This is a genomic window from Paenibacillus sp. JJ-223, from assembly GCF_927798175.1.
Lineage (GTDB): Bacteria > Bacillota > Bacilli > Paenibacillales > Paenibacillaceae > Paenibacillus > Paenibacillus hubeiensis.
In genome coordinates, this window is sequence record NZ_CAKMMP010000010.1 from 112,307 (window position 1) to 127,312 (window position 15,006).

Annotated in this window: 14 protein-coding genes; 9 read left to right on the forward strand and 5 right to left on the reverse strand. The window is 53.2% G+C overall.

Annotation, left to right across the window (positions count from 1 at the left end; translation table 11 throughout):
- Positions 1-161 precede the first annotated feature (161 nt).
- From L6H98_RS18135 to L6H98_RS18160, 6 genes are all read left to right on the forward strand, one after another.
- Entirely contained in the window at positions 162-1,247 is a 1,086-nt protein-coding gene (locus tag L6H98_RS18135) for a GTP-binding protein (RefSeq protein WP_236417188.1), read from the forward strand.
- Positions 1,248-1,745: 498 nt separating this feature from the next.
- A complete protein-coding gene (gene argS, locus L6H98_RS18140) occupies positions 1,746-3,467 on the forward strand; it encodes an arginine--tRNA ligase (RefSeq protein ID WP_236417190.1) in 1,722 nt (573 codons plus the stop codon).
- A 12-nt stretch (positions 3,468-3,479) separates the two neighbouring features.
- Positions 3,480-4,508, forward strand: a complete 1,029-nt coding sequence (locus tag L6H98_RS18145; protein WP_236417425.1) for an ABC transporter ATP-binding protein — start codon at positions 3,480-3,482, stop codon at positions 4,506-4,508.
- On the forward strand, positions 4,505-5,215 hold the full coding sequence (locus L6H98_RS18150; protein ID WP_236417191.1) for a hypothetical protein: 711 nt from the start codon (positions 4,505-4,507) through the stop codon (positions 5,213-5,215). Before L6H98_RS18145 ends, L6H98_RS18150 begins: the two co-directional genes overlap by 4 nt.
- A 101-nt stretch (positions 5,216-5,316) precedes the next feature.
- On the forward strand, positions 5,317-5,871 hold the full coding sequence (locus L6H98_RS18155) for a hypothetical protein (protein ID WP_236417192.1): 555 nt from the start codon (positions 5,317-5,319) through the stop codon (positions 5,869-5,871).
- 3 nt (positions 5,872-5,874) lie between these two features.
- Complete coding sequence (locus L6H98_RS18160) at positions 5,875-6,519, forward strand: YdcF family protein (protein ID WP_236417193.1); 645 nt, start codon at positions 5,875-5,877, stop codon at positions 6,517-6,519.
- A gap of 98 nt (positions 6,520-6,617) precedes the next feature.
- Here the strand turns inward: L6H98_RS18160 and L6H98_RS18165 are convergent, their stop codons facing one another.
- Positions 6,618-8,717: an ABC transporter ATP-binding protein gene (locus L6H98_RS18165; RefSeq protein ID WP_236417194.1), complete on the reverse strand. Its 2,100-nt coding sequence runs from the start codon at positions 8,715-8,717 to the stop codon at positions 6,618-6,620.
- 11 nt (positions 8,718-8,728) lie between these two features.
- Positions 8,729-10,474: an ABC transporter transmembrane domain-containing protein gene (locus L6H98_RS18170; protein ID WP_236417195.1), complete on the reverse strand. Its 1,746-nt coding sequence runs from the start codon at positions 10,472-10,474 to the stop codon at positions 8,729-8,731.
- A gap of 487 nt (positions 10,475-10,961) precedes the next feature.
- Between L6H98_RS18170 and L6H98_RS18175 the strand changes: the two genes are divergently transcribed.
- Both L6H98_RS18175 and L6H98_RS18180 read left to right on the forward strand, forming a co-directional pair.
- Entirely contained in the window at positions 10,962-11,258 is a 297-nt protein-coding gene (locus tag L6H98_RS18175; protein ID WP_236417196.1) for a HesB/YadR/YfhF family protein, read from the forward strand.
- Positions 11,259-11,307: 49 nt separating this feature from the next.
- Positions 11,308-11,754, forward strand: coding sequence for an NUDIX domain-containing protein (locus tag L6H98_RS18180; protein ID WP_236417197.1), 447 nt, complete (start codon positions 11,308-11,310; stop codon positions 11,752-11,754).
- A 162-nt stretch (positions 11,755-11,916) separates the two neighbouring features.
- On the opposite strand, the gene L6H98_RS18185 is transcribed toward L6H98_RS18180, so the two are convergent.
- The 3 genes from L6H98_RS18185 to L6H98_RS18195 form a co-directional block, all read right to left on the reverse strand.
- A complete protein-coding gene (locus L6H98_RS18185) occupies positions 11,917-12,429 on the reverse strand; it encodes an ADP-heptose synthase (RefSeq protein WP_236417198.1) in 513 nt (170 codons plus the stop codon).
- A 162-nt stretch (positions 12,430-12,591) separates the two neighbouring features.
- A complete protein-coding gene (locus L6H98_RS18190) occupies positions 12,592-13,035 on the reverse strand; it encodes a DUF441 domain-containing protein (protein WP_236417199.1) in 444 nt (147 codons plus the stop codon).
- A gap of 5 nt (positions 13,036-13,040) precedes the next feature.
- A complete protein-coding gene (locus L6H98_RS18195) occupies positions 13,041-14,039 on the reverse strand; it encodes a YpdA family putative bacillithiol disulfide reductase (RefSeq protein WP_236417200.1) in 999 nt (332 codons plus the stop codon).
- A 194-nt stretch (positions 14,040-14,233) separates the two neighbouring features.
- On the opposite strand from L6H98_RS18195, the gene L6H98_RS18200 reads away from it, so the two are divergent.
- Positions 14,234-14,827: a metalloregulator ArsR/SmtB family transcription factor gene (locus tag L6H98_RS18200; RefSeq protein WP_236417201.1), complete on the forward strand. Its 594-nt coding sequence runs from the start codon at positions 14,234-14,236 to the stop codon at positions 14,825-14,827.
- Positions 14,828-15,006 lie beyond the last annotated feature (179 nt).

Genomic DNA, 15,006 nt, shown 5'->3' on the forward strand with positions numbered 1-15,006 from the left:
TTAATAGGCTGTATCCCCATAGCATAGACGATTATTGGACATCAGGCAATGAAGCTCGCTTCCGTTTGCATGTTGCGCAGGCTGCCGGGGTTGGTGTACACTCGCTAGGATGGCAAAATCATGCGATGAAACTGTGCTAGTTCGTGAGAGAGGTGCAAACAATGAACAATCAACCATCGAATCAAAGTCAGGATCGATCCGTTCCTGTATACATATTGTCGGGATTTCTCGGAAGCGGCAAAACGACGCTGCTCGTTCAATTGCTGGAGCATTGGAAAAAGCAAGGATTGCGGCCGGCGGTCATCATGAACGAATTGGGCGAAGTGAATCTGGATGGCCAGGTCGTCGACGAATCCGTGCCCATGGCCGAAATGCTTGGGGGCTGCATCTGCTGTACCGTGCGCGGGGACCTTGGACTTCAGCTATCGGAATTGATTCAGACCGAGTCGCCGGATGTCATCATTATCGAAGCGACGGGTGCTGCCAATCCGATGGAAATTTTGGACGGTGTGACGGAAACGTCGCTGTACATGCGCCTTGAGCTTAAAAGCCTGATCACCGTAGTGGATGCCGCGCACCTATGGGGCCTTCATACGGAGCAGAAGGGGAAGACGTTCCGCCTGATGCAGGACCAGATTCGCTGTGCATCCGTGCTGCTCCTGAACAAAACGGACCGGGTCAACGACCGCGAGCTTGAAGAGCTGCAGCAATTGCTGGCGAAATGGAATGCGTATGCTCCCGTCATCGGCACGGTGAAATGCCAAGTGGACATGGACTTGCTGCTGCGTGCGGGAACAGGCGTGCAGAGCCCATCCCGATCTCTGACGGGGAACGAACCCGATTCCGATCATGGATCGGCGGATTCGCATGTGCATACCGCCGAATGTGCGCTGCACGGCTGCAGTCATGGTCATGACAAACACGATCATGCCGGTCATCGGCATGAAGCGCATGCTTCGCACGAACATGTGATGGTATATACGCATTACTTTACTAAACCCGTCAACAGCGAAGCGTTCGAACGCTTTGTTGCGAATCTGCCACGGGACGTATATCGTGCAAAAGGGATTTTAACGTTCAGCGATACGGCGAGCCGGTTCTGGTTCCAGTATGCCTATCAGGAATCGGATTACATGAAAATTAATCCGCAGGGACAGGTACCCAACGTTGCCGTATTCATCGGGGAGCATTTTGAGCAGGGGGCCATTCGCGAGCAGCTGCTCGCATTGGAAGGCACAGCAGAGTAACATGACGATGCGTTTTTTTCGGATGGCGATACACGGAGCCAGCGCGGAGACGGATTGAATGCACCCAGGCTGTTTCCTTATGGCTTTCGCGAGATAGAACGTGGAGGACGGTTGCCAAACCGGCACATGGTCTGTATAATGATGGAAATGAATTGCATATTGATGATGATCAATGATCGGGAGAGTAACCAGAATCATGCATGACAGCGAGCCGGAGCGGGTGGAAGCCGGTATGCCGTGACCTGTGCGAACCGCACCCGTGAGATGGTCGTCCGAACAGTGCTGTTTTGCGTAAAATGGGGCGGCAGCGGAAGAGGGCGATCCGGTTGGCGACCGTTACTCGCATCGAGCGGAACAGCGAACGCCTGAACGAGGTTCAGGCGTGCTGTTTACTTAGAGTGGTACCGCGGGAACTGTGATTACAGCTCTCGTCTCTGATATGGAGACGAGGGCTTTTCTGTTTTCCGGGGAAGTGATGACGATTAAGGAGTGGTTAACATGTTAAAGAAACAGGCAGCGCTGTTGTTGTCTCCCTTGACGGGATTGGACGAAATGGAAGTACGGAATATGCTGGAGGTGCCGCCGCAACCGGAGATGGGTGATCTGGCCTTTCCTTGCTTTGCATTGGCCAAATCGCTTCGAAAAGCTCCGGCAGCCATCGCAGCTTCGATCGCAGAGTCGTTACAAGGCAGCGGGATCGAAGCCGTCAGTGCAGGTCCATATGTCAACATTCGTTTTAACAGAGTCGAAGCGGCTGTGTCCATGTTGAACGAATTAATGAAGCCCGGATTTGGCAAGCTGGATCTGGGTCAAGGCGAGCGAGTGGTCATTGACATGTCTTCTCCCAATATCGCCAAGCCGTTCGGCATCGGGCATTTGCGCTCCACGGTGATTGGGGCTGCGCTGTATCGGATGTACCAAGAGGCAGGTTATGCCCCTGTCAGCGTGAATCATTTAGGAGACTGGGGAACCCAGTTCGGCAAACAGATTGCCGCATATAAGCGTTGGGGAGATGACGAGGCTTTGCTGGCAGAGCCGATTCGGACGTCGCTGGAGCTCTATGTCAGGTTCCATGAGGAGGCGGAACAGGATCCGTCCCTGGAGACCGAGGCACGCGAGTGGTTCCGCAAGTTGGAACAGGGGGATGAAGAAGCCCGTAAATTGTGGTCCTTTTTCGTGGAAGTCAGCATGAAGGAATTCGACCGCATGTACGAACGCTTGCATGTGGCATTTGATTATACGCTCGGCGAAAGCTTTTACAATGACAAGATGGGTGCCGTCGTCGAGGAACTGCGGGACAAAGGTTTGTTGGAAGAGAGCGACGGCGCGCTCGTCGTGCGATTGGATGAAGAGAACATGCCGCCATGCCTGATCATCAAGCAGGACGGCACCACCATTTATCCTACCCGGGATCTGGCTACGGCCGTTTATCGCCATGATGTGATGAAGGCTGACAAAATGCTGTACGTGGTCGGCGGGGAACAGAAGCTGCATTTTCGGCAGGTGTTTGCGGTGCTTTCGCGAATGGGGCATAAATGGTCCGCTCACTGTGAGCACATTCCGTTTGGATTGATGCGGTTTGAGGGACGCAAAATGTCCACTCGCCGCGGAAAGGTCGTTTTCTTGCAGGAGGTGCTGGACGAGGCCGTTGCCCGCGCCTCCCGCATCATTCAGGAGAAAAACCCGGGATTGGCCAATGCGCAAGCCGTGGCGGAAGCCGTCGGCGTCGGAGCCATCGTGTTTGGGGACCTGCGCAACAATCGCTTGAACGACGTGGACTTTTCGTTGGAAGATGCCGTAAGTTTTGAAGGAGAGACCGGGCCTTACGTGCAGTACACCCATGCGCGGATCCATAGCGTGCTTGCCAAAGCGAAAGTGGTTGCTGGCCTGGAGCGGGACGACGATTCCGCCGCAACGCCGGAAGCAGGACCGGAGCAACCGGGAGCGGAAGAGATCGGCGATGCCGCATGGACGCTGCTCAAATTGTTGTCCGAATATCCGCAGCATCTGGAAAAAGCCGTTCAACGCAACGAGCCGTCCGTGATTGCCAAATACGCCATCGATGCAGCACAAGCCTTCAACCGCTTCTATCATGCGGAACGAATTGCCGATGCTGCGCCGGAAGTGCGTCGATTCCGCATCGCTTTGGCCGAATGCACGGCCGAGCGATTGGCCCGGAGCCTGTATCTGCTTGGCGTTCAGGCTCCCGAACGGATGTGACCCGGATTGGCCATGAACCGAACAGCAGCGTATAATGACGCAAAAAGGTTGATTTCGCTTCGGCAGGTGGGCAAACGACTCGATGGTTCCCAAGTATTGAAAGATATCGATTTGGAAGTGCATGAAGGACAATGCATCGTGCTGGTCGGGAGAAACGGCTCCGGCAAAAGCACGCTGCTGCGTGTCATCGCAGGATTGCTGAATCCCGACCAGGGCACGATGCATCGCAAACGGGAAGTCCCGGTCAGGTATGCGCCTGATCGGCTCGTGCGGTTGCCGTTTACTTCATGGGAATATCTGTGGCAAATGGGGCGCATTCAAGGGATCCGTCCCGGGGCATTGCGCAAAATCATTCATGAGCAGAGTGACAGGCTTGGCCTTGAAGGAGCACTGGATCAGAAGATGTCCTCGTTATCCAAGGGCACGCTTCAGAAGGTCAATTTGCTGCAGGCACTGCTCGCCGGGCCAAGGGGGCTATTGCTGCTGGACGAACCGCTGTCGGGACTTGACGCAGCGGCTCAGGAAGCCGTCATCTCCATCGCAAGGCAATGGAAGGATGCGGGGGCTTCCATCATTACCGCCTGTCATGAGCCATTGTTTATCGAACGCTTGGCCGATCAAGTGGACGTCTTGCAAGCAGGGGACATCATCCGCCGATGGGAGCGTGCCGACTTCATATTGCCAGAGGCTCCGCTCGTTTATATCCATAGCCTGCTCCCGCATTCGGTACAGTCCCAGCTATTCGAAGGTCCGATCCGGTTGGCCGGGCAAGAAGGCGTGCTGCACGTTCGGCCTGAAACGGGCGGCGGGGCATCGGACGGACGCTGGGTGTGGAAGGTAACCCGCCATGCTTCGGATCGGATCATCGCTATGCTGATCGATGCGGGCGGTTCCATTGAGAGCGTACAGCAAGAACGTCAGCAATTGAATATGGAGCGATTGATCAAGGGCGAGCTTCCGGCAGCCATGGATGACGACAACGAATCGTGCAAGGCCTCCGGCGTGCATGCGGCAAGCCCGATGGACGGAGGTTGCCGATGACTGCGTTGACCGTTTACATGTTGAAGCACTACATCCGTTCACAGCGGTATTTTGCGCCGGTTGTATTTTACTTGTTTGGCATGCTGCTCATCTACTCGTACAAACCCAACCCGGTTGCCGACAGCTATAGCGTTACGGCCATGCTGCTATTTTTCGGCGCAGCCTGGCTCGCCGTGACCGTCATGAACACGGAACCCGCGGGTCAGAAGCAACTGTTGACGATACACGCCGGAAGCAAACGCAAGGTGGCGTGGGGGCAGTTGTTTTGCGCCGGGATAATGCAGTGCGGGCTGGCAGCCCTCACGGTGTTCTATCCGGTTGTGACCGGTATGTTTGAACGTCCCCCAACCGGCGGGGAGTGGGCGATGGCTTGGCTGGGACATCTTTCGCTCTGCATGTTGGGTCTTGGAATCAGCGTTTTCTTTCAAAGGTCATATGTGCCGCTGCTCAGCCGAAGCCTGCCTGCGTTGATTGCCGTTCTGCTGCTATCGAATGTGCAGGGCTCGTTAAGCGATCATTTGCCGCAATCGCTGCAGTGGATCAGCGTTGTTTTGCCACCGGCTTTTTACTTGATCCGGGAGATGATGTTGTTTGAGAATGCGGGGATCGGGACGATGGTGCTACTGACGCTGTGGGCGACAAGTTATGCTGCGCTGCTGCTGGCCATTCATCTATGGATGTCGGGACGAAGGGATATGCAGCAATAAGTTGGCATACTTCAAAGCTTGAATGTTGCTTCCGGTTTGGTTACGATATAGGAATCATCGATTCCTGCAGACCGTATCCAGGGATAGGAAAGGGGCCATTCATGCCGCACACGGACATTCCGCAAGGCACCATGCTGGACGGGGAACATTCCAGAGAGTTGTTCGCTTATTATGGACTGGCCGTATACTACGGGCAGGCGTTGGAACAACAGTTGGTCAATCTGATCTTGCTGACCAAGATGTCTCAGGGCAAGGGGATGTCCGACGAAGAACTGGAAGACCTGTATGAACGGAAAATGAGCAGCTCGCTGGGACAACTGATCCATGAAGTACGCCATCATTTTCATTTTTCGGAGGATGAGGCCCGGCAGCTTAACGCCATATGGAAACAACGCAACAGCATCGTGCATCATTATTTCAAAGAACGCATTCACGAGACGTTCAGCCCGGAGGGCCGGGGACGCATGATCAAAGAGTTGGAAGAGTTCAAGGACCGCGCCCAGGAGCTCGAGCATACCCTTCAGCAATATACGGGAGCCTGGCTGGCCCAACTGGGATTGAACGCCGAGACTGCGGCGGCACTGCAGCGGCTTGAGCGCATGCATGCCGAAAGCAGCAGTGATTGTGATTATTCGCAAGAAAAGGAAGAGCAGTGAAGCATGACTACCGATGAACTCAGGTTTAGCTATAAGAAAAACCACAAACGCCGCCGATTTGCGCTCATCCTTGCCATCGTAATCATGGCCGGATTCCTGTGGACGGCAGTGACGGCAGCGGGCATCGTCGATTACGCCGATGAGGAGTCTGCAAGACATAGCGATGCAGCCATCATCCTCGGCGCTGCCGTTGCAGGCGATCAGCCTTCGCTCGTATTTCGCGCCCGGATCGACCATGCGATCATGCTCTACAAGCAGGGTACGGTCGGTAATCTTGTTTTTACGGGCGGCTCCGCCGGTCCAGGGTTGCCCACCGAAGCCGAGGTGGGGCGTGATTATGCTTTGGCGCAAGGGGTAGACCCTGCACGAATTCAAATCGAAACCGAGTCCGCCGTCACGGAAGAAAATTTGATCTACGCGCTTGCTGTCGGAGAAGCAGCGGGATTTCAAACGTATACCATCGTTAGCGATCCCTTGCATATGAGGAGGTCCATGAAGTTGGCCCATCAGCTTGGCATGGATGCTGCCGCTTCGCCAACGCGTACGTCGGCTTATGAGACGTGGAGAACCAAACTGCCTTTTCTGGCAAGGGAAACGGTGTTAACCATGGGGTACACGGTGAAAGGATGGATGTCCCCCTCCCGTTAGTTACGTTGAATTCAACACAAAAAGACAAACCCGGGTCCTCGTTAAGGATCACGCGGTTTGTCTTTTTGTTTCGGGTCATTCGTTGGATTTCAAGCAGATTAAGCTTTGCCACCCGCGAACGAAGCAGAAGCCGGTACGGCCTGTGCCAGGTTTCCGAGATGGTCGGTTTCCCCGGAAGGAGAGGCCGACGCCCCTTGCTGCAGCTGATACATCTGGTAATAACGTCCTTTCAGTTCCATCAACTCATCATGCGCGCCTTGTTCAACAATTCGGCCGCGATGCAGGACGAGGATCTGATCCGCTGAACGAATCGTGGAGAGACGGTGGGCGATAATGAACGTCGTCCGTCCTTTTTTAAGCACCTCCAGCGCGCTCTGGATCAGCGCCTCCGTCTCGGTGTCGATGTTGGCGGTCGCCTCATCCAGAATAAGAATGGCTGGATCGAAGGCAAGCGCCCGGGCAAAAGAGATGAGCTGGCGCTGTCCAGCGGATAGGGTGCTTCCTTTTTCGATGACGGGTTCGTCGAATCCTTGCGGCAGATGTGCCAGAATACGTTCCGCTCCGACGTCGCGCAGCGCCTGCTCGATTTTCTTGCGGCTGATGCGCTCATCGCCGAGACTGACGTTGGAAGCGATCGTTCCCGTGAACAGATAAGGGTCCTGCAGCACGATGCCCATATGTTGGCGGATCCACTGTTTGGGCAGGTCTTTCACGTTTTGCCCATCAATCGTGATCCTGCCTTTTTGCGGGTCATAGAAACGGAACAGCAGGTTGATGATCGAGCTTTTGCCCGAACCGGTATGGCCAACAAGTGCTACCGTCTGACCTTGCGAAGCCTCAAACGAGATGTTGTTCAGCACATAATCTTTTTTGTAGGCAAACGATACGTCGTCAAAGACGACATTGCCTTTGTACCTTGGCATGGAGCCATCGGTGACCTCTTCCCCCTGTTCATCCATCAGCTCGAACACACGGCCTGCGGATACGAGGGACGAATCCAAGTTGGCCAATTGGTTGACCATGCCGATAATCGGTTGGAACAGGCGGCCGAGCACGTCAACGAACGCATACAGCACGCCGAGCGATACGATGCTCGTTCCGCCCCCCACTACGCTCGAGCCGAAGTACCAGAGCACTACCGCAAAAGCGAGGTTCCGGATCACGTTGACCAGATTGTGCGAGGTGAAGGCATTCAGGTTCAGCATTTTGTTCTGGTGTTTCATATAGTCATCGTTCAAATCTTCGAATTCTTGCCGGGTTTGCTTTTGATGACGGAATACGCGAATGATGGACATGCCTTGGATCGATTCGTTGATGATGGCATTAATCTCGCTCAGCCTGGAACGAATGATCGTATTGTAACGGGTGGCGAACTTCCGGTAAAGGACAATCCAGGCAATCAGCATCGGCACCACGAACAGCGAGATCAAACCTAGACGGAAGTCAAGCAGGAACAGGGCGACATACACCCCTGCAATCGTGATGATGCCCGAGAAGAAGTTGGACAATACCGCCACGAACAAGTCTTTCACGGCTTCGGTATCATTGGTGACTCTGGAGACGACCTTGCCTGCCGGCAGGTTATCGAAGAAATGAACCGGCAGGCGCTGAATATGCGCATATACGTCGTTTCGCAGGCGTTGAATGACTTTGTTGGCCGAAGATTGCAACCAATAGGTTTTGCCGAATTCCATAATAATGGAGATGACGAGGAAAATCAGATAATACACGATCAGTTCATAGATGCCGGGCATTTCCGGTTTATAAAAGGCATACAGTTCACCCGCAGATAACGGCGCTGCCGCGTATTGCCCGACCACCTCGCCTCCCCGTGCAATCGTCAGCACGCCGTCCGCGTAGGTGCGATCGCCATCGGGCGTGCTTACGGCTTCGTTGACAAAGTAAAAGCTCGTTCCGGCTTGAAGCACGCGAACTTCCGCACCTTTGGCTTCGCCCGGTTCAAACTTGCCTTCTCGTTTATAATATTTGCCGTTGTAGGCGGCTGCCTCCGAGGAGGCAGTCGTTTCATAGAATGGCTGCTCGACCGCGAGCAAATGATTGTCGATCATCGATTTGGCGATGAAAGGACCTGCCAGCTCAGCCGCTACGCCAATGGTAAGCATAATCAGAGCGGCAATAAACGTGCCTTTGGCCTTTAGGGCATATTGGAACAGCCTTTTGCCTGTATTGGATTTCAAGTTGTTACCTCCTACGTGGACAGATTGGATTCCACCTGTTGCCGTTCATATTGTTCGCGATACCAGCCGTTCATGGCCAACAACTCTTGATGGGTACCTTCTTCCGTAATTTTCCCGTGTTCGAGCACGATGATCCGGTCGGCATGTTCGATGGCCGACAGGCGATGGGTTGAAATCAGCGTCGTTTTGCCCGAACGTTTGCTGCGAATGTTCTCGATAATTTTAGCTTCCGTGCGGGCGTCAACCGCAGACAAAGCGTCGTCCAGAATCAGGATGTCCGGATCGGCGATAAAAGCACGGGCCAGCGATACCCGCTGCTTCTGTCCGCCGGACAAAGCAATGCCTTTTTCGCCCACAAGGGTGTCCAGACCGTCGGACAGCGTTCCGAGATCGCCGTCGAAGGCAGCCGTGCGAATGGCCTCCATGATCTCCTCGTCATTTGCTCCAGGCTTGCCGAACTGGATGTTTTGCCGCACGGATTTGGAGAACAGGATTTGTTCCTGCGGAACGTAGCCGATCCAGCTGTGCAGCTGATCCTTGGCGATATGCTGGATCGGTTGGCCGGAAATGGTCAATTGTCCGTCGCCGGCAGGATATTCGTGGAGCAGCTGTTTGAGCAGTGTGGATTTGCCGCTGCCCGTGCGCCCCACAACGCCAAGCGTCTGGCCGCGCTTCAACGTGAAATGAATGTGGCTCAGATTGTCTACCGTCGAAGTAGGATAACGGAACGTCACATCGTTCATGACGATCTCATCCGGAACCTCAATGTGAACAGGACGCTCAATGTCCTGCACGTCAGGTTCGACATGCAGCGTTTCGTTGACCCGGTCGAGAGAAGCGCTGCCCCGCTGCATCAGGTTGATCAGTTCGCCGATGGCAAACATCGGCCAGATCATCATCCCGAGGTACATATTGAACGATACGAGATCGCCAAGCGTAATTTCATTGTGGAACACAAGATAGATGCCGTATGCCAGCGCAATGACGTAGCTGAGTCCGACGAACAATCGGATTGTTGGTTCGAACAAGGCATCCATCCGTGCGACGGACAGGTTTTTCTGATACACGTCTTCGGTGACATCGGCAAACCGCTTTTGGTCCAGCCGTTCCTGAACGTAGGCCCGGACAACGCGGATGCCCGCAATCGATTCAAGCACTTGATCGTTCATGTCCCCGAAGGCGTCCTGCGCAAGCGTATAGCGTTGATGAACGGCTTTGCCGTAAATCATCATGGCCAGCGCGATGAACGGCAGCGGCAGGATGGCCGCCAGCGTCAGCTTCCAGCTGACGAGAAACCCCATCGCAAAGAGCACGGTTGCCAGAAAAAACGTGGAATCCGTCAAGGTCAGCATGCCAAAGCCGGCCGTCGTGGCGATGGATCGTAAATCGTTGGTGGCCCGGGCCATCAGATCGCCGGTTCGGTTTTTCTCGAAAAAGGGCGGTGTCATCCGCAGCAAATGGTCCATAAATCGCGAACGCAGCAAGCGCTCAACCAGGTTGGCGCCGCCAAACAGCTTATGCATCCATATGTACGTAACCAGATAAATCAAAACGATCGTACCGATAATGAGCAAAATGTAACGGGCCAGCGACGAGCTGGTGATTGAACCGCGTACAATCTCATCAATGGCATTGCCAAGAAGACGAGGGGGCAGCAGTTCGATGACGCCGACCAGGATGAGCAGGATCACGCCGATCAGGTAGCGTTTGCGCTCGAGCCGGAAGAACCAGCCCAGGTTTTTCAGTACAGAAAACAAAGTATAATCCCTTCCTTTCATGGTGTGTACATGCGTTTTTCTGTTCATGTTGACCGAAACATATCCAAAAAAAAACACACCGCACGCAGGCGGTATGTTTGGGATATCTTCCATACGGCAGCATGACTCCGAGAGCAGAGCCACCGCCGTACACCGATTACAATATGAAAAGACAGAACAGCAGTCAGAAATTAATGACCTTCTGTCACGCAATCATAGGTACGAAATAACAACAATTTCGGGGATGCTCCGGTATTCAATTGTGTGTGCAGTCCATCCAATGTATGCAGTATAAACACCGTGATCACCCTTTCATTTGGAAATAAATTCAATGTTGAACTCGTATGTTTGCATCTTACCATCGCCTTTTGCCATCTGTCAAATGATTTTCACAACTTTATTTGCCTATTCGGCGTGCATCGGGTTTGTGTTGAACACATTCTAGCGATATGATGGAATATATATAGAGATAAGGAGCTGACACCGAATGAGTGCCATACATGTATCTGATCGTGCCGCAAAATGGTACAAGGAAGAACTGAGTTTGAATGAAGGGGACAGCATTCGTTTTTTTGCGCGTTACAGTTCGGGGGGCGGTTTGCACCCGGGATTTTCTTTGGGCATCGCCGTCGAGGAACCGAAACACCCGGCCGAACAGACCGAAGTTTCGGGAATCCGGTTTTACATGGAGGAACATGACTACTGGTATCTGAAGGGGCATGAGCTTCATGTCGATGTGGTCGAAGAAGGTCAGGATATCGCATACCGTTACTCCGAAGTTTGAGACGTTTGATGTTCTTCTCATGACTGTCTTGAACAGGAGGGGATAAGAGGTGAATCCGCCAGTCCGTGACTTGGCCCAGTACATTGCAAATCGTTCCCGCATCGTTGTAAAAGCAGCGATTCGGGCAGAGAACGAACAGGGAGAACTGTTATTGATCCAGCATGCCGAGCAAGGACCCTGGGGGATTCCGGTCGGAAAAATGCGTCCAGGGGAAACCGTCGAGGATGCAGCTTCTCGCGAACTGTGGGAGGAGACAGGATGGACGGCCAACGGCATGAGCCTTCAAGGATTATACTCGGGTCCGGAATTTCGGCAGCTGCATTCGAGCGGAGACGAAGATTATTTCGTCATTGCCGTGTTCAGGGCATTCATCGTTCAGGATGAACATGTACGTTCGAGGCTGGATAGTGCAGTGGGCATGAATTTTTTTGCTTCGAATGCATTGCCGCCTCTGAATGAAATCAGCAGACGGCTGCTTGAGCTATCAGACGACTAAGATACAGGAACGGCAGCTCGCTGCACCAAAAAAAGTCCTTCCAGGCCGGAAGGACTTTTTTTGGTGCTTAATGACGCAGCACACCGATACGGAGAAAGGAAGACATTTCAATGCCTGTTCCTCCTGCGTTATCTTCTGAAGGTGTGTCCTCGAATTGGTGTTCTACACCAGATCCAGAGGTTCATCGTCCATGGCAAAATCAAAATCGTCGATATCGAACACTTGCACCGGAGCGGAAGACTCGATGATCCGGGCAATGAAATCAACCTGATCCGTGAGAATCGGGGTGTTCAGACGCTGGGAGGTGAGCAGCAGCTCCGTTTCGATCGGATCGAAGTATTCGCCATACTGGGCGGTGTCCACCGCATTGACGATGGAGATCGATACTTGATCCCCGAACAGGATCGAAGGGCTTTTTCCCCAAGGGACAAGCAGGGCACGCTCTATTTTTTTCTTGTTGAGCGGTTCTTCGAAGTAACTGATCAACTCATTGACCTTGGCTTTGACGTGCAGATCGTCTGCCGTATTGTCCATGAGCGGATCGGAGCTGGTTTGAAACTCATACAATTCCAGGACGGCGGTATATGGAACGATATATTCAACAGGCGCGGGTGGCGCGAGCAATTGACCGTAAATCGCCACCATCACGGCTTCCGTAACAAACTGACGTGACATGGGTTCTTGAATCCTCCTGCGGCCGGGTTAGTAGTTGCAATGACAGCGATGTCGAACAAGGAATATGCTCCAAGCAGTCGACCATGCGATGCATGAATAGAAGTATATCATACAACGATGGAAATTACAGCCAGACTACAGGGGGCAAGCGCCTATTTTCGCTTATGATTTGCCGAGAAGGAGCGAAAGAAGCCCTGCGGCGATGAGCGGTCCTACCGGCACGCCCTTGAAAAAGGCTACACCCAAAACGGTACCGATCAGCAATCCCGCAACGACCGTTGGTTGGGCACCCATCAGCGTGGCTCCGCGCCCGCCCAGATAGGCCACAAGGATCCCTACGCCGATGGCCAGCAAAGACTTCCAGTGCAGGAAGGAAGCGCCGATGGTCTGCATGCTGATCTTGCCGCTGGCGAGCGGTGCCATGACTCCGATGGTCAATACAATGATGCCCACGGTCAGTCCGTACTTTTCAAGCCAGGGAAAAGCCTGATGCACGTTAAGCACGCGCAGAAGCAGCAGAAACACCATCGCCACCGTGACAGGAGCGTTGCTGCTAATAATCCCAAGCGCGGCGAAGGCGAGCAGCAGGAGGGAAGTCATGTCCATGGCTTTCATTTCCCTTCGGGCTGCCTGCGGTTTTGACGAATGATATGTTCGGCAATATACTTGCCATGCCAACGTCCCGATTCGATGAAGACTTCATTGGCATTGCGTCCGGATGCGATTACGCCTCCGACATAGATGCCAGGCACGCTGCTCTCCATCGTTTGCGGATCATAGACCGGTTTATCCATGTCCTCCGACATTTGCACGCCAATCGAGGTCAGCAGCTGGCGGTCCGGGCGGAAGCCGGTCATGGCCAGCACGAAGTCGTTGTCGAGTCGGCTGGTGGAGCCGTCGGCATGAAGCAGCGTCACGGCGTCGTCCAAAATTTCGGAGACGCGGGACTCAAGATGCAGCGTGATGAGGCCTTTGTTCACCATGCTTTCAAACAGCGGGCGCACCCATGGTTTGATATGCTCGGACAAGCCGGTTCCGCGATAGACCATATCGATTTGCGCCCCTACACGAATCAGCTCCATCGCCGCATCGACGGCCGAGTTGCTGCCACCGATAATGGCGACGCGTGTACGCGTGTACGGATGCGCTTCGCGGAAATAATGAGTGACTTTTTCTTTGTCCTCTCCGGGAATGCCCAGATAATTGGGATGGTCGAAATAACCGGTAGCCACGACGACGTTGCGTCCTTCATGGATGGTCACTTGACCCCGTCGGTTCACCGTATGTACCTCAAAGGTTCCGTCTTCCTTGCGTTTGATTTCCCGGGCCTCTTCATAGTTGTGGACCCGCAGCCCATAATGTGCGGCAACCTTGCGATAGTAAGCGAGCGCTTCGTAGCGGAACGGTTTGTCGTTGGGCGAGCTGAACGGAACGTTTCCGATTTCCAGCAGTTCCGCCGTACTGAAAAACTGCATGTGCGTCGGGTACAAATAGATGGAATGTACGATATTGTGCTTCTCTACAATGACGGTCGACAATCCGAGCCGCTCGCATTCAATGGCGGCAGACAGGCCACAGGGGCCTCCGCCGATAATGATGACGTCTTCCATATTCTATATCCTCCTTCATGTCAAGCACTATTATCCTACCGCAAAAGTAGGAACAATGCCAGTTTGCGCAAGGTTTTTACGCAGAAAAAAGGGCTCGGCGGCATGCGTTTATCGATTGACATGGCTTAAAATAAAGACTAACATAAAATTAGATGTTTATCTAATTTGAAGAAAATGCAAAAGGGGGAGATTGGATGCAGCTTGAGAAGATCGTAGCTTACCACAAGGCATTGGCCGATCCAACCCGGCTCCGCATGTTGCTGCTTTTGTCCCAAGGAGAAATGAATGGGCAGGCGCTTGCCGAAAGGCTAAACCTGTCCCAGCCCACGGTGACGCACCATGCCTCGAAATTGAGGGAAGCGGCACTAATTAAGGAGCGCAGGGAAAAAAATACGGTGTATTTTACGTTGAATCCTTATTTTATCAAGGAACATGCGCAAGCATCGGTTGATTTTATTTTCAAAAAGGAGGCTGCAGGGGATATGAGTGACGTCAATGAAACGCTGAAAGCTTCGGTCATGCGGAATTTTTATGCCAAGGATGGGCGGCTGCGGCAAATTCCGGCGCAGTACAAAAAAAAGCTGATCGTGCTCGAACATATGGCGGAGCAGCTTGAATTCGGGCGAAAGTACTCGGAGAAGGAGATCAATGAGTTCATCAAACAATATCACGATGATTTCGCGACCATCCGTCGGGAGTTCATCATGCATCAGTTCATGTACCGGGAGGACGGCGTATACGAGCTGAATCCGAAAGAAATGTGGACACGTTGGGACGAGGTGCGCTAAAAATCGCTTGACAATGACGGCGATGGATGTGTAACATGTTGGATAAATCTACAAGGGAGGCGATGTTATATGACAGCTCTAATTGCAGTATACGCATATGGGAACATGAATATCGTCTCCGGAACGGATCAAGGCATATCGTTTATACGTATGGGCTAAGTAAGTCCCAGTCGTTGTTT

Coding starts and splice junctions, on each gene's coding strand:
- L6H98_RS18135 (WP_236417188.1), top strand. CDS start 162: ATGAACAATCAACCATCGAATCAAAGTCAGGATCGATCCGTTCCTGTA.
- argS (WP_236417190.1), top strand. CDS start 1,746: ATGTTAAAGAAACAGGCAGCGCTGTTGTTGTCTCCCTTGACGGGATTG.
- L6H98_RS18145 (WP_236417425.1), top strand. CDS start 3,480: ATGAACCGAACAGCAGCGTATAATGACGCAAAAAGGTTGATTTCGCTT.
- L6H98_RS18150 (WP_236417191.1), top strand. CDS start 4,505: ATGACTGCGTTGACCGTTTACATGTTGAAGCACTACATCCGTTCACAG.
- L6H98_RS18155 (WP_236417192.1), top strand. CDS start 5,317: ATGCCGCACACGGACATTCCGCAAGGCACCATGCTGGACGGGGAACAT.
- L6H98_RS18160 (WP_236417193.1), top strand. CDS start 5,875: ATGACTACCGATGAACTCAGGTTTAGCTATAAGAAAAACCACAAACGC.
- L6H98_RS18175 (WP_236417196.1), top strand. CDS start 10,962: ATGAGTGCCATACATGTATCTGATCGTGCCGCAAAATGGTACAAGGAA.
- L6H98_RS18185 (WP_236417198.1), bottom strand. CDS start 12,429: ATGTCACGTCAGTTTGTTACGGAAGCCGTGATGGTGGCGATTTACGGT.
- L6H98_RS18190 (WP_236417199.1), bottom strand. CDS start 13,035: ATGGACATGACTTCCCTCCTGCTGCTCGCCTTCGCCGCGCTTGGGATT.
- L6H98_RS18195 (WP_236417200.1), bottom strand. CDS start 14,039: ATGGAAGACGTCATCATTATCGGCGGAGGCCCCTGTGGCCTGTCTGCC.
- L6H98_RS18200 (WP_236417201.1), top strand. CDS start 14,234: ATGCAGCTTGAGAAGATCGTAGCTTACCACAAGGCATTGGCCGATCCA.